The sequence below is a fragment of the Cobetia sp. BMC6 genome (assembly GCF_029991385.1).
Taxonomy (GTDB): Bacteria; Pseudomonadota; Gammaproteobacteria; order Pseudomonadales; family Halomonadaceae; genus Cobetia.
Genome location: NZ_JAKUMF010000009.1, coordinates 23,429 through 45,725 on the forward strand (window position 1 = coordinate 23,429; position 22,297 = coordinate 45,725).

20 protein-coding genes are annotated in these 22,297 nt (G+C 59.7%); 8 read left to right on the forward strand and 12 right to left on the reverse strand.

Going from position 1 to position 22,297, the window contains the following annotated elements; translation table 11 throughout:
- Positions 1–267: 267 nt before the first annotated feature.
- Both MKZ40_RS14100 and MKZ40_RS14105 read right to left on the reverse strand, forming a co-directional pair.
- Positions 268–2,025, reverse strand: coding sequence for a multidrug ABC transporter permease/ATP-binding protein (locus MKZ40_RS14100; protein ID WP_175090225.1), 1,758 nt, complete (start codon positions 2,023–2,025; stop codon positions 268–270).
- A gap of 232 nt (positions 2,026–2,257) precedes the next feature.
- The gene (locus MKZ40_RS14105; protein WP_282627946.1) at positions 2,258–4,705 is read right to left on the reverse strand and encodes a DNA polymerase II; all 2,448 of its coding nucleotides are present in this window, start codon (positions 4,703–4,705) and stop codon (positions 2,258–2,260) included.
- Positions 4,706–4,921: 216 nt separating this feature from the next.
- On the opposite strand from MKZ40_RS14105, the gene MKZ40_RS14110 reads away from it, so the two are divergent.
- The 3 genes from MKZ40_RS14110 to MKZ40_RS14120 all read left to right on the forward strand — a co-directional run bounded on the left by MKZ40_RS14110 (position 4,922) and on the right by MKZ40_RS14120 (position 8,983).
- Entirely contained in the window at positions 4,922–6,313 is a 1,392-nt protein-coding gene (locus tag MKZ40_RS14110; RefSeq protein WP_175090227.1) for a diguanylate cyclase, read from the forward strand.
- 325 nt (positions 6,314–6,638) lie between these two features.
- Positions 6,639–7,628: a GlxA family transcriptional regulator gene (locus MKZ40_RS14115; protein ID WP_225348017.1), complete on the forward strand. Its 990-nt coding sequence runs from the start codon at positions 6,639–6,641 to the stop codon at positions 7,626–7,628.
- A gap of 128 nt (positions 7,629–7,756) precedes the next feature.
- Positions 7,757–8,983 (forward strand): TauD/TfdA family dioxygenase, encoded by a 1,227-nt coding sequence (locus MKZ40_RS14120; RefSeq protein WP_175090228.1) that lies wholly within the window; start codon positions 7,757–7,759, stop codon positions 8,981–8,983.
- Between the two features lie 87 nt (positions 8,984–9,070).
- Here MKZ40_RS14120 and MKZ40_RS14125 read toward each other — a convergent pair whose 3' ends face one another.
- The 7 genes from MKZ40_RS14125 to MKZ40_RS14155 all read right to left on the reverse strand — a co-directional run bounded on the left by MKZ40_RS14125 (position 9,071) and on the right by MKZ40_RS14155 (position 16,017).
- The gene (locus MKZ40_RS14125; protein ID WP_175090229.1) at positions 9,071–9,571 is read right to left on the reverse strand and encodes a hypothetical protein; all 501 of its coding nucleotides are present in this window, start codon (positions 9,569–9,571) and stop codon (positions 9,071–9,073) included.
- A 55-nt stretch (positions 9,572–9,626) separates the two neighbouring features.
- Positions 9,627–10,358 carry a cytochrome c gene (locus MKZ40_RS14130; RefSeq protein WP_175090230.1) on the reverse strand — a complete coding sequence of 244 codons (732 nt, stop codon included), beginning with the start codon at positions 10,356–10,358 and terminating at the stop codon, positions 9,627–9,629.
- Positions 10,359–10,558: 200 nt separating this feature from the next.
- Positions 10,559–10,969 carry a hypothetical protein gene (locus MKZ40_RS14135; RefSeq protein ID WP_153635667.1) on the reverse strand — a complete coding sequence of 137 codons (411 nt, stop codon included), beginning with the start codon at positions 10,967–10,969 and terminating at the stop codon, positions 10,559–10,561.
- Positions 10,970–11,177: 208 nt separating this feature from the next.
- Entirely contained in the window at positions 11,178–11,960 is a 783-nt protein-coding gene (locus tag MKZ40_RS14140) for a copper resistance protein B (protein ID WP_084589316.1), read from the reverse strand.
- Positions 11,961–11,969: 9 nt separating this feature from the next.
- Positions 11,970–13,946, reverse strand: coding sequence for a copper resistance system multicopper oxidase (locus MKZ40_RS14145; RefSeq protein ID WP_175090231.1), 1,977 nt, complete (start codon positions 13,944–13,946; stop codon positions 11,970–11,972).
- A gap of 84 nt (positions 13,947–14,030) precedes the next feature.
- The gene (locus MKZ40_RS14150; RefSeq protein WP_254627155.1) at positions 14,031–15,194 is read right to left on the reverse strand and encodes an ATP-binding protein; all 1,164 of its coding nucleotides are present in this window, start codon (positions 15,192–15,194) and stop codon (positions 14,031–14,033) included.
- Positions 15,195–15,342: 148 nt separating this feature from the next.
- A complete protein-coding gene (locus MKZ40_RS14155; RefSeq protein WP_153635664.1) occupies positions 15,343–16,017 on the reverse strand; it encodes a response regulator transcription factor in 675 nt (224 codons plus the stop codon).
- A 307-nt stretch (positions 16,018–16,324) separates the two neighbouring features.
- Here MKZ40_RS14155 and MKZ40_RS14160 point away from each other — a divergent pair, with 307 nt between their 5' ends.
- Positions 16,325–17,131, forward strand: a complete 807-nt coding sequence (locus MKZ40_RS14160; RefSeq protein WP_175090232.1) for a sulfite exporter TauE/SafE family protein — start codon at positions 16,325–16,327, stop codon at positions 17,129–17,131.
- Between the two features lie 241 nt (positions 17,132–17,372).
- Here the strand turns inward: MKZ40_RS14160 and MKZ40_RS14165 are convergent, their stop codons facing one another.
- Positions 17,373–18,839, reverse strand: coding sequence for an aldehyde dehydrogenase family protein (locus tag MKZ40_RS14165; RefSeq protein ID WP_175090233.1), 1,467 nt, complete (start codon positions 18,837–18,839; stop codon positions 17,373–17,375).
- 136 nt (positions 18,840–18,975) lie between these two features.
- On the opposite strand from MKZ40_RS14165, the gene MKZ40_RS14170 reads away from it, so the two are divergent.
- Positions 18,976–19,188, forward strand: a complete 213-nt coding sequence (locus tag MKZ40_RS14170; protein ID WP_175090234.1) for a DUF3820 family protein — start codon at positions 18,976–18,978, stop codon at positions 19,186–19,188.
- A 115-nt stretch (positions 19,189–19,303) separates the two neighbouring features.
- On the forward strand, positions 19,304–19,720 hold the full coding sequence (locus MKZ40_RS14175) for a hypothetical protein (RefSeq protein WP_152965372.1): 417 nt from the start codon (positions 19,304–19,306) through the stop codon (positions 19,718–19,720).
- A 6-nt stretch (positions 19,721–19,726) separates the two neighbouring features.
- On the opposite strand, the gene MKZ40_RS14180 is transcribed toward MKZ40_RS14175, so the two are convergent.
- Both MKZ40_RS14180 and MKZ40_RS14185 read right to left on the reverse strand, forming a co-directional pair.
- The gene (locus MKZ40_RS14180) at positions 19,727–20,815 is read right to left on the reverse strand and encodes an NAD-dependent epimerase/dehydratase family protein (protein WP_175090235.1); all 1,089 of its coding nucleotides are present in this window, start codon (positions 20,813–20,815) and stop codon (positions 19,727–19,729) included.
- Between the two features lie 60 nt (positions 20,816–20,875).
- On the reverse strand, positions 20,876–21,259 hold the full coding sequence (locus MKZ40_RS14185) for a hypothetical protein (protein WP_043332759.1): 384 nt from the start codon (positions 21,257–21,259) through the stop codon (positions 20,876–20,878).
- Between the two features lie 175 nt (positions 21,260–21,434).
- On the opposite strand from MKZ40_RS14185, the gene MKZ40_RS14190 reads away from it, so the two are divergent.
- Both MKZ40_RS14190 and arsC read left to right on the forward strand, forming a co-directional pair.
- Positions 21,435–21,839 carry a helix-turn-helix transcriptional regulator gene (locus tag MKZ40_RS14190; RefSeq protein ID WP_107334903.1) on the forward strand — a complete coding sequence of 135 codons (405 nt, stop codon included), beginning with the start codon at positions 21,435–21,437 and terminating at the stop codon, positions 21,837–21,839.
- A complete protein-coding gene (gene arsC / locus MKZ40_RS14195; RefSeq protein ID WP_175090236.1) occupies positions 21,832–22,263 on the forward strand; it encodes an arsenate reductase (glutaredoxin) in 432 nt (143 codons plus the stop codon). Before MKZ40_RS14190 ends, arsC begins: the two co-directional genes overlap by 8 nt.
- Positions 22,264–22,297: the final 34 nt, after the last annotated feature.

Genomic DNA, 22,297 nt, shown 5'->3' on the forward strand with positions numbered 1-22,297 from the left:
CATGTACCTGCATGCAATCCCGAGAATGGCGCGTCCTACCGACTGCAACACCCCGAGGGGCGATTCACTCTGCAGCCGGACATCATCCCTGACACATCACATGAGACCGTCTCCTGGGCTCACGTCCTGGCGTTGCGACTTCTTGCGTCTGCTACCTGCATCGCGTCTTCCATCTTCGTCCATGTTCTTCTGCCCAGCGCTCAGACGATGCCCAGCTCGTGGGACGTCTTGCAGGGCATCGGCAGGTATGCGCTTTCGTCTTCCCGGTCACGCTTCATCCAGGCGCGCCACAGCGTCCCGACTGATACGATCACGCTGGGCACCCGACAACTCCTGCAACTTGCCGGCGCGCATCTCGAACAATCTATCCGCTTGCCCGAAATAATGATCATCGTGACTGATGGCGAAGACCGTCTTGCCCATCTCGCGCAGACGCGGCAGCAGATCACGATAGAAGATGCGGCGGAATTGCGGGTCCTGATCTGCCGCCCATTCATCCAACAACACGATGTCGCGACGCTCTGCCACTGCCATCAACAGCGCAAGTCGCTTGCGCTGCCCTTGAGACAGCTCGGTATTGATCACACGGTTTTCCTCAAGCACCAGCTTCTCGCGCATCTGCAGGTAGTCGACCCACTGCGCGATCAATGCCGGGTCTGCCGGCCCACCGGTCGGACCCAGCAGGCGATCGAACTGATGGAAATCAGTGAAGACCGCCGAGAACTGCTGACGCCAGGCTTCCCGCTCGTCTTCGCCTATCGGGTGCCCGTCCCGCAAGAGCGTGCCTGAGATTGGCCGATAGAGGCCGGTCAGAAGCTTGGCCAGGGTCGACTTGCCACTGCCATTGCCACCGATCAGGAAGACCAGCTCTCCGCGCCTGAGGGTAAGATCCAGCGGACCGACGCAGAAGGCCTGCATGTCATTGTGCGCAATGTCCTGTCCCGTGTTCTCGCGGCCGGCGTAGCGAAAGCAGACACCCTGTAGACTCAGGGTCTGCCAGTCAGACTCGGCCGAAGTGCCTGCGGCTGAATCATGTCCTCGCGGCTCGGGATGCCGAGGAGACGCGAAATCGGCGTTGACCGGTGCCAATGCCAACTTGCGCAGCTTGGCAAAGGCCACATCAGCCCCCAGCAAGGTGGGCAATGCCCCCACGGCCTGGATCAAGGGCGTGCGCAGAAACAGCAGAGTCAGGGAAAAGGTCGCGGCGACTTCACCACTGGCCCATCCCAGGCCATTGGCCAGATAGAAGACAATACCGATGGCGCCCAGCATCATGATGTTGGAGAAGTTGACGGCGCTCAGGTGGTAGGTGTCCGCGCGCACGACATGATGGCGATACTCACAGGCATTGACACTGTAGCTGGTGTCGAAATAGTCACGCGCACGTGGACGATTGAGCGCCAGCTCCTTGCGCCCGTCGATGACAGCCTCATAGTCGGCATAAAGGCGACTCTCCGCTTCACGCACCTCGGCCAGGTGGCGATAGACTCGCGTGACCATCCAGCTGCCCCCCATAATGGTCAAGGTCACCCAGATGGCGGTGATCAACATCATGCCGAGAGACAACCAGCCAAGATAGAACACGGCTCCCAGGGTCAGCACGATGCCTTGTACCAGTTCTGGCAGGCGCACGAACGCCAGGGTGATGTTGCGGATGTCACTCGAAAGACTCGCCAGCAGGTTGGCGCTGCCGAGCTGCTCGAGCCGCTCGATATCAGTATCGAGGATCTGCTTGACCAAACGCCCGCGCAGTCCATGCACGAAATGATGCCCCAGCGTCGTCAATGCCAACTGTGCACCCAGCGTGATCGCAAGCAACAGCAGAATCAGCCCAAGAAACTCCGGAAGCACCCCGACATGGGCCGCAAGCCCCTCGTCCAGGGGGACGGTGGCAGAATGCGCGATGAGTCGCTGGTTGATATAGGCAATGACACCGATGCCTAGCCCTGCACTGACAAGGCTCAGAAAGATCACACCAAGAAAGGACCAGCGATATTGGGCAAGAACCACTTTCAGTAACGTCACACCTGCTCCCGGACATCATGGCAATCAGACCGCCACCAAAAGGCGGCGACGCAGGTCATGTGACTGCGCCGAAAGAGAATCTTACGGCGCGCATAGTTAATGCAAGAAATAATGAGAAATATTATCACTACGGAATAACGACTATAGATGCCGTCGCGCGCCCCCCCCTCTTCTTGCACCACTCCCCGATAGGAGCCCCCCCGCTCATGGGCCACTCATGTGGCCGCAAGTCTCACCACAGCGTCATCTGACGATCCAGCAGGCGATCGAAATCATCGTCGACGAACGGCAGGATGCCATCGGCGACGGGCTTGAGCTGACGACTCAGGTAGTGCTCGACATCAATGGGCGAGCGCAGATACTCGACGGGTTCCGGGCCGGAGGTGGTCATCACATAGCGAATCCAGCCGCCGCGCTGATAGCGTAACGGCAGGCCCCGCCGACGGTTCTCGTCATCCGCCAGACGCGCCGCACGGACATGGGGCGGCACGTTGCGCTGATAGTCGTCGAGCTTGCGCCGCAGCCGCTTGCGGTAGATCAAGGCCTCGACATCCGAGGTGTCCGCCGCGCCATGGGCATGGCGTTGCAGGTAATCCTGCACGTAGCCTTTCAGATACTCCTGATAGGGGCTGCCTTCGAAGATGCGGCGATAGAGTCCCTGCTGGAAGGTCTTGGCCAGCGGCGTCCAGTCGGAACGCACCGACTCCAACCCCTTGAACACCAGTTCCGTCTGGCCGCTGCTGCCTGTCTGTTGCAGCCCGGCGTAGCGTTTCTTGCTGCCCTCTTCGGCCCCGCGAATGGTCGGCATCACGAAGCGCTGATAGTGGGTCTCGAACTGCAGCTCCAACGCGCTGTCGAGATCGAGACTGTCCTTGAGATGCCGTCGCCACCAGTCGGTGACATGCGCCGCCAGCTCACGGCCGATCCGGCTCGCCTCGGCTTCGTCATGCGCAGCGCCCAGCCACACGAAGGTGGAGTCGGTATCGCCATAGATGACGCGATAGCCCTGCGCCTCGATCAACTCCACCGTCTGCTGGATGATCTGATGGCCACGCCGCGTGATCGAGGACGCCAGCCGTGGATCGAAGAAACGACAGCCGCGTGACCCCAGCACGCCGTAGAAGGCATTCATGATGATCTTGAGCGCCTGGGTCAGCGGGGCATCACCCGCCGCGCGGGCGGCGTCACGTGCTTGCCAGATCTCGGCGACGATGCCCGGCAGGCAGTGTCGATCACGCGAGAAGCACGCGCCGAGAAAACCGGGCACACCGGCCTCAGGGGCATCATCCGTGCCGTTCTCCGACCCACGCAGCCCTTCGACCAGACCCAGCGGGTCGATCAGGAAAGTGCGGATGATGGAGGGATACAGACTCTTGAAATCCAGCACCAGCACCGAGTCATAAAGCCCGGGCTGGGAATCCATCACGAAGCCACCGGGGCTGTCCTCCCCCACCACGTCTCCCAGATTGGGCGCGACCTTGCCCAGCCGGTGCAATCTCGGCAGATACAGGTGCGTGAAGGCCGCCACCGAGCCACCGCTGCGATCCGCCTCAAGCCCCGTGGCAGCGGCCCGCGCGAGCAGAAACTCCATCAGTCGCGTCTTCGCGAAGATGCGCGTGACCAGCTCGCAATCCTTGAGGTTGTAGCGCGCCAGGGAAGGCTTGTCCTCGGCGAACATGCGCAGAATCTCGTCCAGCCGGCCGTAGGGGTCATCGATGGCCTTGCCTTCCTGCAACAGCTCACGCGAGACATTCTCGAGACTGAACGACTCGAAATGCCAGAAGGCCGACTTGAGCGCCTCGATGCCATCCACCACCCAGCGCCCGGCGATCTCGGCAAAGAAGTGCTCGGCCTGGCGGGAATGAGAGCGCCACTGCATCACGCTGGCGTCACGCCCCAGTCGCAGCGGCAGACCTTCGGCCTCTGACAGCCGCACCAGCATGCGCAGATCGAACTGGATGACGTTCCAGCCGATGATGACATCCGGATCATGCCTTGCGACCCAGTCCAGCAGGCATTGCAGCAACTCACGCCGGCTATCGCGGTATTCCAGCGAGAAATCGCGGCTGACGTTCTCCTCGCCATTGGGGGGCCCCAGCATGTACACCTGACGCTGTCCGCAGCCCTCGAGCGCGATGGAATACAGATTGCCCCGCGCATCGGTCTCGATATCCAGCGATGCCCAGCGCAGCGGTGGCCGATAGCCCGCAAGCGGTGTCAGGCGCGCATTCTTCACGCTGCCATCAGGCTGGCGCTCGCCGCGTGCCGTGACGCCTGCCGTGATGAAACGCTCCATCAGGTAGCGGTCCGTCGGACGAACATCCGCTTCGTAGACGTCGACGCCAATCGCCTTCAAACGGCGCGCCAGCTGGCCCAGGGTGCGATATTCACGACAGTAGAGCCCCACCACCGGGCGATGGTGGAAGTCTTCCAGTGCCAGCGGACGCAGCTCGGCGCCGACCTCAAAGCTCACCAGTGTCTGAGCCAGTACCTGCTGTTCGGCGGGCAGGAAAGCGACGACTTCCTGGGGTGCACATTCGGCACGTACGGCACCTTCGTCGGTGCGAATCCAGAAGCTGATCACCACCCCCTCGGGCGTGTCCCGCCAATGACGTGTCAGCACGAAGCCATGAAGTTCAACAGGAGCGTGGCGGGAATCTTCGGATGCGGCCTCTGGCACTGCATTACCTTTACGTTGAATATACGAATGCCGGGCAGGATGAGAGCAAGACGCGTCTGCATCCTCATACGATAATATGAATTCTGTATCGTACAACATCCGGCGTGAAGCCTGAGCTTGACGACGGAAATACCGTGCCTTCCCGGCGACAGGATGGATGTCTGCGGCAAGGAATGCCTCTGCCGAGATAGCGGCACCCCACAAGGAGCCTGCGTCATGCAACGCTTTGAGATGATTCAAACCCTGCTGGGCCAGATGCTGGGCCAGATCGACGACATCATCTTGCTTGCAGATGATCAGCGCCATATTACCTACCTGAATGACAGTGCGGTGAAGGCATTCGGCTACCCGCGTGAAGCGTTGATCGGCAAGCAGACACGTATGCTGTATGCCTCCAGCGATGAGTTCGAGCGCCAGGGGCAGAGGCGCTTTCGTGTCGATGCCCAGCCCGCCAAGGAAGGCCGGGTCATCCGCTACCGACGCCAGGATGGCACCTACTTCTATGGGGAAACGCTCGGCGGCCCCATCAAGGACCCCACCAGCGACAACATCTTCATGTTCGGGCTGATCCGCGATGTCTCACGCCGTGTGACGGCGGAACATACCCTGCACAGCCTGCATGCCATCACCTCATCACGTGAACTCAACTTCAATGAGCGCATCGATGAGCTGCTGAAACTGGGCTGCGCCCATTTCGGCCTGCCGATCGGTATCTTCAGCCGCATCCAGGACGGCGAATACGTCGTCCAGCGCGCCTGTCACCCGGAAGACCTGCTGGAACCGGGACTGAGTTTCTCGCTCAGCGATACCTATTGCGATCACGTCTACAAGGCCGACTGCGTCCAGGCCTTCCATCATGTGGCCAGCAGTGAGATCCGCAACCATCCCTGCTATGCCAACTTCAATCTGGAAGCCTACATCGGGGCGCCGGTGATCGTGGATGGTGAGCGCTACGGCACCTTCAACTTCTCAAGCCCTGATCCGGTACCGCCCTTCACCCCCGAAGACATCGAGCTGGTACGTCTCATCGCCTTGTGGGCCGGCCACGAAGTCGCGCGTGCCAATGACATCAATGCCCTGAAGGAAGCGCATCAGGCGCTCGAGAAGATCGCGATCACCGACCCGCTGACAGGCCTCTACAATCGCCGTCATGCCCAGCAGGTACTGGATGACAGCATCGCGGCACTGGCCACCGCCGAGGTTGACCACCCCCTGTGCGTGGCACTGCTGGATTTCGACCATTTCAAGAAGATCAACGACAATCATGGCCATGACGCCGGTGATCTTGCCTTGCAACACTTGAGCGTCCTCGCCGAGGAGATTCTGCTGCCCGGCGACACCCTCGCCAGATGGGGTGGCGAGGAATTCCTGGCGATTCTGCCTGACTCGCTGCTCAGTGACTCGGCCACGCGCATCAACCTGCTGCGACAACGCATGAAGGACAGTGTCGTGGAATACGCTGGCCAACGTCTGCCCCTGTCATTGAGCATCGGGATGACCTGCCTGGAACCCGATGACCGCGCCACGCGCGAGCAGTTGATCGCACGCGCCGATGAAGCCATGTACGCGGCCAAGGAAGAAGGACGCAACTGCCTCAGGATGCTGTAACGCAATGATGCGTGAATTGCTCCGTCCTGCCTGGCCTGATCAGGAGCGCCAAGCAGGACGGAGCCCTCTCACCAAAGCCCGCTCACCAAGCCCTCTCGCCGAAGCCCTCGCGCCGAAGCCCTCGCGTCACGTCATCCCCCCTCTCGCACTCAGGTAGCGAACACGCTAAGGTCAGGCCCATCCCCTACTGCTGAGCCACCCGACGTCGTCGTTGCCTATCCTCATGCCTTCACACGATTCCAGCGCTACGCCGCCCGATGCGTCCTATGCCTTCGGCCTCCCGGAAGACGGCGTGCTGTCTGACCAGCCCACAAGCATTGCGCCCTTGACCGCCACCCTTGCCTCGCCTGCCCCCGCTGACCGTCACCAACTCGGTATCTTCCTGCTGCCGGGCTTCGCGATGGTCGCGTTGTTCTCGATGATCGAGCCGCTGCGCATCGCCAATCGACTGCGCGGAACACGCCTGTATCAGTGGACACTCGCAAGCCAGGATGGCGCGTCGGTCAAGGCCTCCAACGGCATGGTGCTGCCGGTGGATACCGCACGTGACGAGCTTGCCGCAGTGGACAAGCTGGTGGTGTGCACCAGCTTTGCCCCGGAAGCCTATCTGGAAGACCGCACCTTGCACTGGCTGCAGGAGCGCTCCCATAGCGGCTGCCAGCTCGGCGGCGTGGACACCGGCTGCTTCGTGCTGGCGCGCGCCGGCCTGCTCACCGGCAAGACGGTCACGCTGCATTGGGAAAGCCTGCCGGAATTCAACCAGCGCTTCGATGAGGTGGACGCCGTGGAGTCACTGTATGAAATCAGTGACGATGGCTTCTTCTGCGCCGGCGGCAGCGCCCCGCTGGACATGAGCCTGGAGCTGATTCGCCGCCAGCATGGCCAGACGCTCTATCAGGCGGTACGCGAACAGCTGATTCTCGATCAGGGTCGCCTGCCGGCCAGCCGCCAGCGCGGCATCAGCCAGCAGACGGCCGATCTGGCCGACCCGCTGCTCAGGCGTGCGATCACTCGCATGGAGAACACCCTGGAGGCCCCGCTCAGCATCGAGGCACTCGCCGAGGAGCTCGGCCTCTCATGGCGCCAGCTGGAGCGCCGCTTTCAGCAAGGGCTCGGCTGCACGCCTCGCGCCTATCATGGGGAGCGTCGCCTGCTGCACGCACGCAGCCTGCTTCACGATACCCGCCATGGCGTGACCGATATCGCCCTGGCCTGTGGTTTCACCTCGCATTCGAGTTTCACCCGCGCCTTTCGCCGTCGCTTCGGCATCACCCCGACCCAGGCACGCCGCCAGCCACCGCGCCCCTTGGGGTGATCCACGCCCGATACCCGCAACGCGATGTCGAATTGGGCACAGTGGATGTCGAATTAGGCACAGTAGCGAGCGCCGTGGGCTGCCATTCTGTCGGGGAATCGCTCACCTGACATAAGGAAGGACTCTCCATGGCGCTCCCGATCACACCCGATTACGACAGCTGGCCAATTGACGAGACTCTCGTGAAGGTCATTCACGAAGCACGCTATCTGAGCGTGACCTGGAGCGATGGCCGCGTCAGCCGTTTTCATAGTGTCTGGTTGCGCGAGAACGCCGCGGACGATACCACCGTCAATCCGGCGACGCGCGAACGCATTCTGGACCTCTCCCAGATTCCCGCCTGGCCGGAAATCGCCGAGGCCAGCATCGATGAGGACGGCGCACTCAGCGTGCTGTTCACGCCCGAAGACCGCAGCCTGCGCTTCCACCCGGGCTTCCTGCGTGCCAATGACTATGACAACCAGGACGCGCTGCCGCCGGAACTGCCACCGCTGACGCTCTGGCACGGTGAGCAGTTGGATCAGCCGCCGACCATCGATGCCGCCCGCCTGGCCGAGGCCGATCATGGCAGCGCGCAGGAGGCGGAAATTCTGTATCCCACCCTGCACGAACTGCTCGGCAAGGGACTGGTGCGCCTGCGCGACCTGCCGACGGAAGAAGGCGCCATCGAAAAGGTCGCCGAACGCATCGGCTCGATCCGCACCACCAACTTCGGCCACCTCTTCAATGTCCGCGCGATCCAGAACCCGGATTCCAACGCCTATACCTCCATCGCCTTGCCGCCGCATGTGGACCTGCCGACCCGGGAATATCAGCCGGGCCTGCAGTGCCTCTATTGTCTCGAGAACACCGTGGAAGGCGGCATGGCGGTGATGATGGATGGCTTCGCCATCGCGGCGGCGCTAAAGGAAGAACACCCCGAGGCCTACGAGACACTCACCACGGTGCACTGGCGCTACGCCAATACCTCGCGCAATACCGATCATGTCTGGTACTCGCCGATGATCGTGCTGGGTCAGGCAGGAGAACTGCTGGAGGTACGGATCGCCGACTTCCTGCGCGGGCCGATGATGGCGCCGTTCGAGCAGACCGAGACCGCCTATGAGGCACTGATGACGCTACAGCGCATGTTGCGTGAGCCGCGCTTCGCCATGCGCTTCACCTATGCCCCCGGCGACATGGTCATCTTCGACAATCGCCGCCTGCTGCACGCCCGCGATGCCTTCGAGGGCGACAGCGGCAGCCGCTGGTTGCAAGGCTGCTACCTGGAACGTGACGAGGTGCGCTCTCGCTATCGCATGCTCAAGCGTGCCGAACGCGCCGAGCGGGTCGAGGAAGCTACCCAGACGGCGTGATTCGGCACGGCATGCCTCTGCTCGCGAATTGGCTCACACATCAGCTCACGCCGATGGCCGGCATGAGAATGAGAACGTGCGGGGGAATCAGGGCGTGCGTGGCGTGATGACGAGCGTGAAGCCGGGGTCCTGCGGGATCAGGGGCGGCAGACAACGCACCTCATGACCAGGCAACTGGCGGGCAAGACATCGGGTCAGCGTCGCAGGTTCACAGGCGCTGACCCATGCCGGCCTATCAGGCTTCTCGCCCCGCCAGTGGACGGCATGCATGCCCCATTCCGGCTCCAGCATGTGACGTGACAGGGTCTGCCAGGCCAGTTGATGGCGACCGCTGCCCGACACGATGCGCGTGGACAACGGCAGACGTTCGACATCACAGGCATCGATCACGATTCGCAGGCGTGGATGACGAAGAATCACCTCGACGAGTCTCGCGAGTTGCTCGCCCTGCTGCCAGTTGGCACTGATGCGACAGCTGATCGCCACGCAGGATGCCGGCGTCTCTGCCAGCACATCGAGAATGTCGCCGTGCACCACCTCTTCAAGCTGAGGCCGGCTCTGGCATCGTACGCCTGTCAGGCAGGTCATGTTGTTTGCGGCTGGCCGTGTACGTCACTTCCGATGCCTGATGCTGGCCCTGGCCTCAATGTTGATGCTCTGCATCATGTGATGAGTGAGGATGATCCTCAGCCCGGCCACTGTCCTTCGGCTCATGATTCTCTTTCGGCTCATGACTGCCCTCCGGCTCATGGCTGTCTTGTAAATCAGCAGGCCCATCAGCTTCCCTAGCGTGATGTGATTGGCGGGTGTCATCGTCATGATGCGATGACGGTGATTGTGCAGTCTCGCCTCCGCCATGTTGATGACCATCACTTGCTGCCACAAGAGCCGTATAACGAGCAGCACTCATGTCCGGTAGCTCTTGCATGAAAGCGACCATCTGCCAGATATATTCATCCTGCATGCTCTTGCCCCATGCCGGCATTCCGCTGGCTTTTATCCCATGCTTGATGACCCAGAAGCGCTCTTCAGGCTCACCATGCATATCCGAAGATACAAAATTCGGTGGACTGGGGTAAAGCCCCTTGCTGAGCTCTGTCTCTTGCATGCCTGGCGCGAGATGGCAGGAGGCACACATCGATGCATAATTGCCGGCCCCCGCCACTTTCATGGCTTCATCATCGAGGGGTGGCGCGGCGATATCACTCGCGTGGCTTTCGATCGAACGTTCACGCGCCGTTTCAAGAATTCCATGGACCCATGACCCATGCGGATCATCTGCCGCGACACTGACGACGCCGGAGTAAATGACTCCGGCCCCTGCTGCCAGCAGCACCATGAATGCCAGACACATCCCCAACAATAATTTCTTCATGTCGCCCCCCTTTTAGACGGCAAGAATAGTCAATGACAAGGCTGTCAACCAAAGCGAAAAAAAAGGCCGACGAATGCCGGCCATCAACACGATCCAGAGTGACGCCTTATTTACAACACAACATCAATGAATAATTTTCAAATATCGCTCAGCAATTTACATTAAACCTATCATTGATCATCTTTCGCCATAACCACCTCTTATTCAAAAGCAACATTTAGAGAATAGCTACGCCCATTTTCGTCAGCCGAACCACTTATTGAATTTCCTGCGACCTCCAATTGGTAATAGCCTTCTTGGACATCCTGCTCCAGTGAAAAATGCCCATTATCATCAGAGGCTGTCGCGACGACATTTCCTTGTGGGTCTCGTAGCACAGCAGTCATCAAGTTGTTCTTACTCGAATCAGCTGCAAAATGTCGACTGCTGATCTTTAGAACTGCATCATGTTCAACGGCTATTTGGAAACGCAATGGCTTTCCAGCCACAAGTCCATATGTTTCTGAAACTCCAGCCGAAAGAGTCGGAAGACGGCTATGCTCATCATTGGCCTGCGTCACAGCGGTAAAAAAAGTCATGGTAGCAGCAAGTAACAGCGTTGATGTTTTCATGAAAATCATCTCTTTATGGGTTCACTTATCATCATGGCAACACAACCTGAAAACATCCTGAAAATGGAATAGATTATCATCACATTGTACAAAACCATAAGACATAGTCTCCCAATCAAAAGGCCATTCTGCATATTCATGTAAAACATGATCACGCAACTACACCACCGCTATTCAATTGAAAAATGTCACTGCCATCCTGACTCCTCTAGAACATCATGCGCACACCGACCACGACAGCCGTATCCTCCACATCCTCACCTTCTTCACGCTGCATATCGGCGGTTTCGCCATACTCTCTCTGCCAGTACATGCCGACGTAAGGCGCTACCCGCCGAGTTATCTCATAGCGTGCACGCAAGCCGATTCGTACTGAGTTGAGGCCCGTCCCAATCCCCTGCTGCCTGGACTCATTGGCAGCGAACACCATTTCACTACGTGGCTGTAGATACCAGCGCTGGGTCAGGCGCACATCATGTTCAAGCTCCAGGCTGGCAGTCACGATACCTTCCTCTCGGTACTGCACTGCGGCATCCGTCTCGATCCGGTAGGGGGCGGTCCCCTGAAAGCCGAAGACCCCATATACGCCTTCATCATGATCATCGTTGAACACACCACCCTGATAGCCAGCTCCAACCTGGAACTCCCAGAAATCGGCAACCAGGCGACTGTAGAGAAGCTCAAGGGATTCAAACTCGGCTTCTTCACCATCGCCTTGGACATTCTCCCCTTCTGACTTGAGATAGACGCGGTGGGTATCTCCGCCATACCAGGCCTGAAAATCCCACACCAGGGAGTCCTCTCCCTTGTCCGGAAGGCTATATTCCAGGCGATCGAAAACTGCGCTCCACTGGAGATGTTCGGCCATGGGCGATGGCCATGACGCCGGGGCATCATATCCATCCTGGGCAAATGCCTGGGAGGCACCAGCACTGGAGAATAGACATACCGTCACGCAGGCAAGACGAAATGAATGCTGACTGATTGACATGATGACTCCTCAGGAAACCTTTACGACACGGAACATACCTGCATCCATGTGGTACAGAAGATGACAATGGAAAGCCCAGCTACCTTCTGCATCGGCAGTGATCAACGCTGAGACGCGCTCACCGGGTTTGACATTCAAGGTGTGCTTGCGAGGGATCAGGTCACCGTGGCCATTCTCGAGCTCCATCCACATCCCATGTAAATGAATGGGATGCTCCATCATGGTGTCATTGATCAAGATGAGACGGAGGCGCTCATCTTTATGAAAATGAATAGGGCCATTGACTTCACTGAACTTCTTGCCATCGAAGGACCACATATAACGTTCCATATTGCCGGTCAGATGCAACTCCATCTCGCGCATGGGCCCACGTCTGTCCGGCCATGGTGAATAGGCCTTGAGATCCTGATAGACCAGTACACGACGCAGCGACTGGTCCAGACCGATTCCTGCCTGGTCATAACGAGCCCCTTGCTGAGCAGCACCCGCCATCAGCATGCCGCCCTGGGCTGCATCGGCTTGCAGGCCAGTCATCTTCGAATGGTCCATACCTGCCATCTGCGAATGGTCCATGCCCGCCATCTGCGAATGGTCCATACCTGCCATCTTCGAATGGTCCATGCCTGCCATCTTCGAATGGTCCATGCCCGCCATCTGCGAATGGTCCATGCCTGCCATCTTCGAATGGTCCATGCCTGCCATCTTCGAATGGTCCATACCTGCCATCTTCGAATGGTCCATGCCCGCCATCTGCGAATGGTCCATGCCCGCCATCTGCGAATGATCCATGCCCGCCATCTGCGAATGATCCATGCCTGCCATCTGCGAATGGTCCATTCCAGCATGAGCGCCCATGGCCTCCATCCCGCGATCAGCGATCTGCCGTTGTTCAGGTACGGGCGCCTCCATTCCGGGGCGGGGTGCCAACGTGGCTCGCGCGTAGCCACTGCGGTCCATGGCTTCGGCGAAGATGGTGTACGCCTTGTCATCTTCCGGTGTCACCAGCACATCGTAGGCTTCCGCCACGGCAATACGGAACTCATCCACTTCAACCGGTTGCACTGGCTGACCATCTGCCGCCACCACGGTCATCTTCAAGCCGGGAATGCGTAAATCGAAGTAGCTCATTGCCGAGCCATTGACGACACGCAGACGCACTGTTTCCCCACGCTTGAATAGCGCGCTCCAGTTTTCTTCTGGTGAATGACCATTGAGAAGATATGTATAGGTACTGCCGGTGACATCGGCAATATCCCGTGAGCTCATGCGCATCTCTGCCCACATGCTGCGCGACTCGATCGTGTCCACCCAACCACCCCGTCGTACATCCGCAAAGAAATCAGCGACGGTGCGCTCCTGGTAGTTATAGTAGCCTTCCATGGTCTTGAGATTGCGAAATACGGACTTGGGGTCTTCGAATGTCCAGTCAGTCAGCAGCAGGACATGCTCACGATCATAGGTGAAGGCTTCGGGTGTTGCGGAGTCGATGATCAATGGACCTGCGTGGCCTTCCTGCTCCTGGAGGCCTGAATGACTGTGATACCAGTAGGTACCGCTCTGAGTGACAGGAAACCGGTAGGTAAAGGTTTCGCCCGGTGCTATCCCTGCGAAGCTGATACCCGGCACGCCGTCCATTTCCGGAGGAAGTATGATGCCATGCCAGTGAATGGAGGTTGGCTCATCGAGCAGGTTTGTCACCTTGATGACAGCATCCTGCCCCTCCTTCAAGCGCACCATGGGCCCGGGACTACTGCCATTGATGCTGATAGGACGAGCGAATTGCCCGGCAATGTCGATGTCTTCACGTCGAATGACAAGAGAGATCTCGGGCCCATGCTCAACCCCTTGGGAGTAACCTGATGTGCGCCCCCAGGGGTTGGCCCAGGCGGGTGCCACGCCTGACACCATTGCGCCCAGCCCCAGGGCAGAACCTCCCTTGAGCAACTGACGACGTGATACAGAAAATTCAGACGGTTTTGGTGCCATGGCCGTTGCTGCTCCCGAGTCATGAATGAAGAGTCATGACATGGATGAAGCCACGGCAAGCTGAAACGAACCTGAATGGAGTGCCTATTTGCGTGTGGGCAGATGCACCTCGGCTCTCAATCCCCCTGCGCCGGCTGTTGAGTAGCTCACGCAACCAGCGTAATGCTTGACGAGATGGGCAAGAATGGAGAGCCCCAACCCATAACCCGGGTGAGTTTCGTCCTGACGCCACCCACGCTCGCCAAGATGGGCCAACTGTGCCTGCGGCACCCCCGGACCATCATCCTCGACGCAGAGCACGATCTGGTCACTCTCTATCGTCAATCGGCATTGCACCTGATTGACAGACCACTTGCCCGCATTATCCAGCAATATGCCGAGCATTTCGGTGAAATCCTGTGTCTCGACATTCACCCAGCTATCCGCATGCTCATTAGATACGCCCAGACACTCCAGCAAGAAGGTACGCTGCGGATAGATCCCCTGGAACATCTCGATCAAGCGCTGGGCCTCTTCAACCGGGCGTGTTGTCTGACCGGCGCGCGGGCCAGCAATGCGGGCTCGCCTGAGTTCTGTCTCCAGCTGGGAATGAATCGTCTCTACACGTTGCAGCATCTTGCCACGACGTACCTCATTGATCGGTCGCTTGCCACGCAGCACCTGTGTCAGTGCCGCCAGAGGTGTCTTGAGCGCATGGGACAGATTCGCCACAGACTCTCGTGAACGAGTCAACCTAAGATCAAACTCATCCAGCAAGGTGTTGAGCTGTGATACCAGCGCATCAAGCTCGGAAGGGGCCTCAAGCACAATCCGCTTTCGATACCCGGACTGAAGTTCACTCAATTGATGGCGCAGGACACTCAACGGCTTGAGCCCCCGCCTTACCGCCAGCAGATTGAGTGATATCAGAATCCCCCACAACAGGATGGCGCTGGCGGCGATCCACCAATGAACTCGGGTCAAGCCCTGCTCCACTGGCGAGAAATTCTCGGCAATCAACAATTGCACCGCGTCCCCGCGGATATCGAAGACGTGCCGATAGACCAACAGTGGCTGTTGCTGAAACTGATGCATGAATAACGCATCCCCCTTGCCCTCAAGCAAAGGGAGCATCTGCGTCGGCAAGGCAGGCAACGAGGTACTGACCTTCTCCCCGACTCGCAACACATAGAAATGATGAAAGCTCAGAGATTCCTCACGGGCCGCTGCCATGAGCTGGGCAACAGGCCGCTCATCCTTCTTGAGCAAGGTGACGATATGCGATGCCTCATCCTTGAGACGCTCCCCAAGAAAGTCCTTCGCCAGCTCGTGGAGAAAGAAGCCATGCAGATACCAGGCAAACAACACCACCGCGAGGGATGCACCTCCCAGGCGGGTCAGCAGGCGAAAACGAAGGCTACGACGATCGATGTGAAACAAGCAGATACCCCTGTCCGCGGCGGGTCTGTATCAAGTCCTTGCCCAGGCGGCGGCGAAGGCGAGCGATATAGACTTCTACCAGATTGGGCGCCGCGGCGTCCTGCTCCAGGGCATATAGCTGATCCAGCAACTGTGTCTTGGAGTGCACTCTGTCTGGATGATGCATGAGGTACCGTAACAGGCGAAATTCGGTGGCCGTCAAGCTCGCCCACTGCTCTCCATCACAGCACACACGCTGCGCCTCTTCATCCAGCTGAATTCCGCTCACCTGAAGATACCCATGACTTGCCCCTTGACGACGCCGAAGCAGCGCATGAAGACGTGCCAGCAACTCTGCTTCATGAAATGGCTTGGTCAGGTAATCATCTGCCCCGCTGCGCAAACCGACGACCTTGTCTTCCCACGTGTCACGGGCCGTGAGAATCAGTATCGGAATATCCACCTGACCTTGACGCCAGCGCTTGAGCAAATCCAACCCGGAGCCGTCCGGTAGTCCCAGATCCAGAATGGCCAGCGCGTACTGCTCGGTTGCCATGAAGGCTTGCGCATCATTCAAATTGGAGGAGACATCCAGTCGATAACCATTGTCCTCAAGCAGCTCGGCCAGGCTTTCCGCCAGCAGGTCATCATCTTCAAGCAACAACAGCTTCATGCCAGCTTTCTCCTGATCCACAAAACACCCACTGAACACTGCGGCATATGGCTAAACCAACATGCCATGGTAAGCCTCACCATCCTATAGGGGAAAGCTGATCTCTAGCTGAAAAGACAGCAACATGCAATTTCACCAACACGCGAAGCCGCTCGAATCTCCTAGGCGCTATCCAGCCACGCACGCTTGGCTGGATAGCGCCTCTTGGTCACGGTAGCCTTGCACGCCTGTCAGGCAGGACATGCATCATGTCGGCTGCCTGAGCCCCTATTCTCTCTCTATTGGCTAATTGCACAGGATGCCCGCAATGCTCGCAAGTCCCGCCGATATTCCCTACCTCGCAAGCCTGCTTGAGGGCCTCGCGCAGTATTTCCCGCTCTCGCTATCTATCGTCTGCACGTTGCTGCTGCTTGCCCTGCTGACGTCAGCCATGTCCGCAGCTGTCGGGGTCGGCGGCGGCACCCTGCTGATCATGTTCATGGCGCAGTTGATGCCTGCCGCTGCCCTGATTCCGGTGCATGGCATGGTGCAGCTGGGCTCCAACGGCGGGCGCATGGCGATGACGTGGCGCCATATCGACATGCGCCGCCTGTTGGCCTTTCTGCCCGGCGTGGCGCTGGGTGCGCTGGTCGCGGCCTGGGTGTTGATCCGCTTGCCTGAAGGGGTACTGGAGCTTTCCATCGCGCTGTTCGTGCTGTTCACCTGCTGGGGGCCGGCACTGCCTAAGCGAGCTTTGAGCCGCACGGGCACCTTGATCGCCGGAGCCATCACGACTTTCCTTTCGAGTCTGATCGGTGCCAGCGGCCCACTGGTCGCGAGCTTCATCAAGCAAGGCGGCGGCGAGCGTCACGCCAAGGTGGCGACCTTCGCGGCCTGCATGGTCGCGCAGCACCTCACCAAAGCCTTCATCTTCGGCATGGCAGGGTTTCTCTTCCAGGAGTGGTTGCCCCTGATCGTGCTGATGATCGGCGCGGGCCTGATCGGTACCCGCCTCGGACTGCGCTTTCTGGATCGCGTCTCCAACCGGCATTTCGATGGCCTGTTCAAATGGGCGCTGTCATTGCTGGCGCTCAGGCTTGCCTGGCTGGGTAGCGCTTCTCTGATCAGTCATTGATCCGCCGTCAGGCGCGCCCTGATCCGCTTCTCACGCACGGCTCATCTGGCGGTCGCGCTGATGATCACAGCATGTGTCCCTGTCCTCTCGACAGGGATGCCTTGGGTGTCACACTGAGCTGGCTCTTTGCCTACCTCGTCCATCATGACACGTCAGCATTACCTACCATCAAAAGCGCCCCGCTCAGGCATCAGGCTGAGCGGGGCGCTGCTTGTCATGCGTCAACTACAGGTCAGAGACATCAGAACGGATATTGGCGGGGCTCGACCTGCAGGCTGACCCACTGGTCGGTGGTGAATTCCTCAAGCACCCAGTCGCCATTGAAGCGCCCAAGGCCGGAGTTCTTCTCGCCACCGAAGGGCGCGCGCGGGTCATCGTTCACTGGCATGTCATTGACGTGCACCATGCCAGCCTCGACCTGGCGCGCGAAGCGCTCGCCACGTGCGATATCCGCGGTGAAGACGGACGCCGAAAGGCCATATTCGGTGCCATTGGCAAGCTCCAGCGCGTGAGCTTCATCACGGGCCTTCTGGATGCCGACCAGCGGACCGAAGATCTCGTTGCGGGCCAGACTCATGTCATTGGTGACCTCGGTGAACACATGCGGCGGCACCAGCTGACCCTGCGTCTCGCCCTCAAGCATCACCTGGGCGCCCTCGCCCTTGGCCGTCTCGATCATCTCGAGTAGACCATCACGCTGCTTGGCATTGATGATCGGCCCGATGACGGTATCGTCCTGTGCGGGATCGCCGACCTTGAGTGCACGGGCACGCGCCACGAAGCGATCGACAAAGGCGTCATGGACCGACTCATCGACGATGATGCGGTTGATGGCCATGCAGATCTGCCCCTGATGGAGGAACTTGCCGACCAGAGCGGCGTCCACCGCCTGCTCGATATCCGCATCATCCAGCACCACGAAGGGACTGTTACCACCCAGTTCCAGGGCAACGTGCTTGAGATGATCACCACCGACGGCGCGCTCGCCGATGCCCTTGCCCACCTGGGTGGAACCGGTGAAGGAGATCAGCCGCGGCACCTCGTGATCCACGAAGGCATCGCCGATCTCGCTGCCGGAACCGACCACCACGCTCAAGACGCCGGCAGGCAGGCCCGCCTCCTCGAACAATCTGGCCAGCAGCAGGCCACCGGTCAGCGGCGTGTCACTCGCCGGCTTGATGACGACGCTGTTGCCAAGCGCCAATGCCGGTGCCAGGGAACGCTGGGTCAGATGCAGCGGGAAATTCCACGGGCTGATGATGCCGATGACACCCAGCGGCTTGCGAAAGACACGGCTCTCCTTGCCCGGCACCTGAGCCTCCATCGCCATTCCGGCCACGCGGTTGGCCATCGCGGCAGATTCCAGCGTGATCGCGCGAGCCGCGGCCAGTTCCGCCTGCGCCTTGATGCGAGTACTGCCGGACTCACGAATCAACCAGCCGAGCAGCTCCTCGCGTCGCTCGTCCATCAGCTCCACCGCCTTGTGCATCACGCCCGCGCGCTCGCTTGCCGGCGTCTGGGCCCAGTCAGGCTGGGCATCGCGCGCCTTGCGATAGCTGGCGTCGAGATCCTCGGCGTTGGCCATGGAAATCGAGAGCAGCGAGCTCTGATCGAAGGGGTCCAACACCTCAAGCGTCTTGCCGGCTCGTCCGGCACGCCATTCACCGGCGAGAGGTAGCTGCTCCAGGTTCTGGTAATCGCGAGGCATGAGTCTCTCCGTGCTATGGGGTTATAGGAGACATGGCGATAGTGTGGCAAAACCCAACCACCGCAACTCAGCTATGCCAGAATGGCACCGCCAACTGAGAGCATCCCCCCTACCGAAACCGAATGAGAGTCAAAGGATGAGCCCTGAAGACCTGCAGAAACTGACGACCCGCCAGATGCCCTATGGCAAGTATGCCGGACGCCTGATTGCCGACCTGCCCGGGGATTATCTGGGCTGGTTTGCGCGCAAGGGATTCCCGCAGGGCGAGATCGGTCGCCTGCTCGCGCTGATGCACGAGATTGATCACAACGGGTTGAATGCGCTGCTGGAGCCGTTGAGAAAACGCTAAAGCCAAAGAGAATTATGCTGTCGATTAAGTTGATTTAAATATACCTGCGAGCAACCAAAATATATGATGGTCTTTGCATGCTCCTAACTTCATGCCCACCATTTCTGAGGCAATCATGACACGCACACTAATAACAACTGTACTCATGCTTACCATTACAGGTTGCTCTACTACGCCAATTTCATCATTAGATGCCGACCCCGTCCCTCCTGAACGAATCTATGCACACAATCAACCTTTACAGGAGGAGCATGGGACATTGACTCTGACCCGTGATAGTGGGCTGTTAGGCAGCGCTTGCGGGATCATTGTAAAAATCAATGGAGTTCTAACCGCCAAGCTTGACCCTGCAGAAACTGTCTCGCTGGATCTTACTCCGGGTACATATATCGTCAGCGCTTCAGCGGATCAAGGGCTTTGTGAGACTGGAGTAAAAGAAGTGAAAGACACCATTACTCCCAATACAACAATACGCTATAGAATGGGGTATGACCCAAGCGGAACACTGGGGCTTTTCCCGACAATGTATTGACCAAAATCACGACAGGCGGCCGCTGGCCTCCAGTTGATCGAACATGTCGTGCAGCGTCGCCTCGAGGGGCCGGTAGATCAGACCCAGCTGCTCGCGACTGCGGGTATTGTCGAAGACGAAGGGATGGCCCACGTTGCGCGCGACGACCTTGCGGGTCACGGCCTTGTTGGCCAGCGGACCCGCCAGCCACACCAGCCATTTGGGCAGCTGGCGAGTGGGAATCGCGTACTGCGGGCCGGCGTGACGGCGCAAGGCCCGCCCCAGCTCAATGAAGCTTGAGGAATGCCCGGCGACCAGATGACGCCCATTGGCCGTGGGCAGAAATCCCGCCGCCAGATGCGCCTCGGCCACATCCCGCACATCCACCACGCCCATGCCGTAATCCGGCGCGCCTATCCTGAGCGTGCCATCACATAGCTGCGTCATCAGGCTGAAGGATTCGCCGCGCGTGTCATCGCTGATCGCGGGGCCGAGCACCAGCGAGGGGTTGATCACCACCAGCCGCCAGCGCGACTGCCGCTCGGCAATCTGCCAGGCGGCCTGTTCCGCCAGCGTCTTGGAATGGGAATAGGCCTGATGCTCAAGCGACGCCGTGGTGTTCCAGACACTCTCGTCGAAACAGCCGCGCGGGGTGTCTTGCGCATCGGCATTGTCGCTGTAGATGGCGGCACAGCTGCTGGTCAGCACCACCCGTTCGACACTGGCCTGACGATTGGCCTCTTCCAGCACATTGCGCGTGCCCTCCACTGCCGGACGCACCAGATCGCGCTCAGGGTCCTGGACACTGACCACGAAGGGCGAAGCGGTATGAAAGACCACCCCACAGCCTGCCATCGCCTGAGCGTAGGAACCCGGTTTGAGCAGATCGCTGGCGAAGACATGTAGCTCCCCCGGCAAGCGATCGGCCAGCGCCATGAGCGCCGCCAGACGTTCGCTATTGCCGGGATCGCGCACGGCGGCATGCACCGTCAGGCCTTCTTCCAACAAGCGACGAATCAGCTGCCCCGCCACATAGCCGGTCGCGCCGGTCACCAGTACCGGGCGCGATCGCTCCAGCCCTGCCAACAAGGCTTGCGTAGACGCATTGAGCGGCATGGACGACTCCCGGAATGCAGTAATTGGCGATCTGACGGCACAGTGTGCGCGGCAATGGCGTCAGGCAGACAGCTTGACGAACCAGGTCCACAGGCCGCCCAGAATCAGCGACTCGGCGGCGAAGCGGAATAGATGGCGCATCTCGATGCCATCCAGCATCAGCCCCATCAGACGGGCCGTCATGATGCCAGCGATACCTGCCACCGCGAGCGTCACCAGCACCGGCAACACACCCAGGCCGATCGGCGGATACATCAGCAGATACCCCACCGCGATGACCCAGCCCCAACGAATGCGCCGCGAGATCGCCGCGCCGGTCTCCTTCGGTACGGTCTGCGGCGTGTCGTTCGGCCCCTTGAAGCGGTTGACCAGCTCCGGCACTGCCGCCAGCAGTACCCCTGCAGTCAGCACGAAGCCGCCCAGAATCTGCAATACCATCATCATCGTGCCATCTTCCCTTGTCCGGTAATCAATGGCGCACATGCTACCAATACTGCCGGGCAAATGCCTGACCGGAATGCATCCCCGGGATCGTCTCGTGAATCTTCCCATCTGCGGCACGCTGATCTATCATCGCACCATCGTCATTTCGACAAGTCTCGACATATGGACGGATCAAATGAATGACTCCGACAGCCTGCCCGACCCGCAGGCCACGCTGGACACCTTCGCGGCGCTGTCCCAGGCCACGCGTCTGGACACGTTTCGCCTGCTGGTCCGCCACGAGCCACAAGGGCTGCCCGCCGGCGAGATCGCCCGTCGTCTCGAGGTGCCGCACAACACGCTCTCGACCCATCTGGGCGTACTGAGCCGCGCGGGGCTGATCCACTCCCAGCGCGAAGGCCGTTCGCTAATCTACCGCGCCAACCTCGAGCACATGCTCGCCACCGTGCAGTTTCTGGTACGCGACTGCTGCGCGGGCTCCTCGGTGGTCTGCGACCCACTGCTGGCCTCGCTCACCGTGCCCGACTGCAGCGCCTCTTCTACCCCCTGTGCTTCTCAGGAGCCTGGCAACGATGACTGATTCCGTCCGTTCTTCCGGCAAGATCACGATGTATCACAACCCGGCCTGCGGTACGTCACGCAATGTGCTGGCCATGCTCAAGGCCTCCGGCGAGACACCGGAGGTGATCGAGTATCTGGTCACGCCGCCGACGCGCGAGACGCTGGAATCCCTGATTGCCGCCATGGGGGGCGGCCCGCGTCCGCTGCTGCGCCGCAAGGGCACGCCCTATGACGAGCTCAATCTGGATGACCCGACCTTGAGCGATGCGGCATTGATCGACGCCATGATGGCCCACCCGATCCTGATCAATCGCCCCATCGTGGTCACGCCGCAGGCCACGCGCCTATGCCGCCCGTCGGAGGCGGTACTGGAGCTGCTGGACAACCCGGTCGCGCAATACACCAAGGAAGACGGCGACGTCGTCCACGCCCCCAGGACCTGAATCATGAACGCACACACTCCCGACACGTCTCACC

Excerpts from the sequence above, each read along its gene's own strand:
- MKZ40_RS14190 (WP_107334903.1), top strand. The coding sequence starts at position 21,435 with ATGAATGACTCCGACAGCCTGCCCGACCCGCAGGCCACGCTGGACACC.
- MKZ40_RS14175 (WP_152965372.1), top strand. The coding sequence starts at position 19,304 with ATGACACGCACACTAATAACAACTGTACTCATGCTTACCATTACAGGT.
- MKZ40_RS14125 (WP_175090229.1), bottom strand. The coding sequence starts at position 9,571 with ATGACCTGCCTGACAGGCGTACGATGCCAGAGCCGGCCTCAGCTTGAA.
- MKZ40_RS14155 (WP_153635664.1), bottom strand. The coding sequence starts at position 16,017 with ATGAAGCTGTTGTTGCTTGAAGATGATGACCTGCTGGCGGAAAGCCTG.
- MKZ40_RS14140 (WP_084589316.1), bottom strand. The coding sequence starts at position 11,960 with ATGTCAATCAGTCAGCATTCATTTCGTCTTGCCTGCGTGACGGTATGT.
- MKZ40_RS14165 (WP_175090233.1), bottom strand. The coding sequence starts at position 18,839 with ATGCCTCGCGATTACCAGAACCTGGAGCAGCTACCTCTCGCCGGTGAA.
- MKZ40_RS14145 (WP_175090231.1), bottom strand. The coding sequence starts at position 13,946 with ATGGCACCAAAACCGTCTGAATTTTCTGTATCACGTCGTCAGTTGCTC.
- MKZ40_RS14130 (WP_175090230.1), bottom strand. The coding sequence starts at position 10,358 with ATGAAGAAATTATTGTTGGGGATGTGTCTGGCATTCATGGTGCTGCTG.
- MKZ40_RS14170 (WP_175090234.1), top strand. The coding sequence starts at position 18,976 with ATGAGCCCTGAAGACCTGCAGAAACTGACGACCCGCCAGATGCCCTAT.
- MKZ40_RS14185 (WP_043332759.1), bottom strand. The coding sequence starts at position 21,259 with ATGATGATGGTATTGCAGATTCTGGGCGGCTTCGTGCTGACTGCAGGG.
- MKZ40_RS14160 (WP_175090232.1), top strand. The coding sequence starts at position 16,325 with ATGCTCGCAAGTCCCGCCGATATTCCCTACCTCGCAAGCCTGCTTGAG.
- MKZ40_RS14180 (WP_175090235.1), bottom strand. The coding sequence starts at position 20,815 with ATGCCGCTCAATGCGTCTACGCAAGCCTTGTTGGCAGGGCTGGAGCGA.
- MKZ40_RS14110 (WP_175090227.1), top strand. The coding sequence starts at position 4,922 with ATGCAACGCTTTGAGATGATTCAAACCCTGCTGGGCCAGATGCTGGGC.
- MKZ40_RS14135 (WP_153635667.1), bottom strand. The coding sequence starts at position 10,969 with ATGAAAACATCAACGCTGTTACTTGCTGCTACCATGACTTTTTTTACC.
- arsC (WP_175090236.1), top strand. The coding sequence starts at position 21,832 with ATGACTGATTCCGTCCGTTCTTCCGGCAAGATCACGATGTATCACAAC.
- MKZ40_RS14120 (WP_175090228.1), top strand. The coding sequence starts at position 7,757 with ATGGCGCTCCCGATCACACCCGATTACGACAGCTGGCCAATTGACGAG.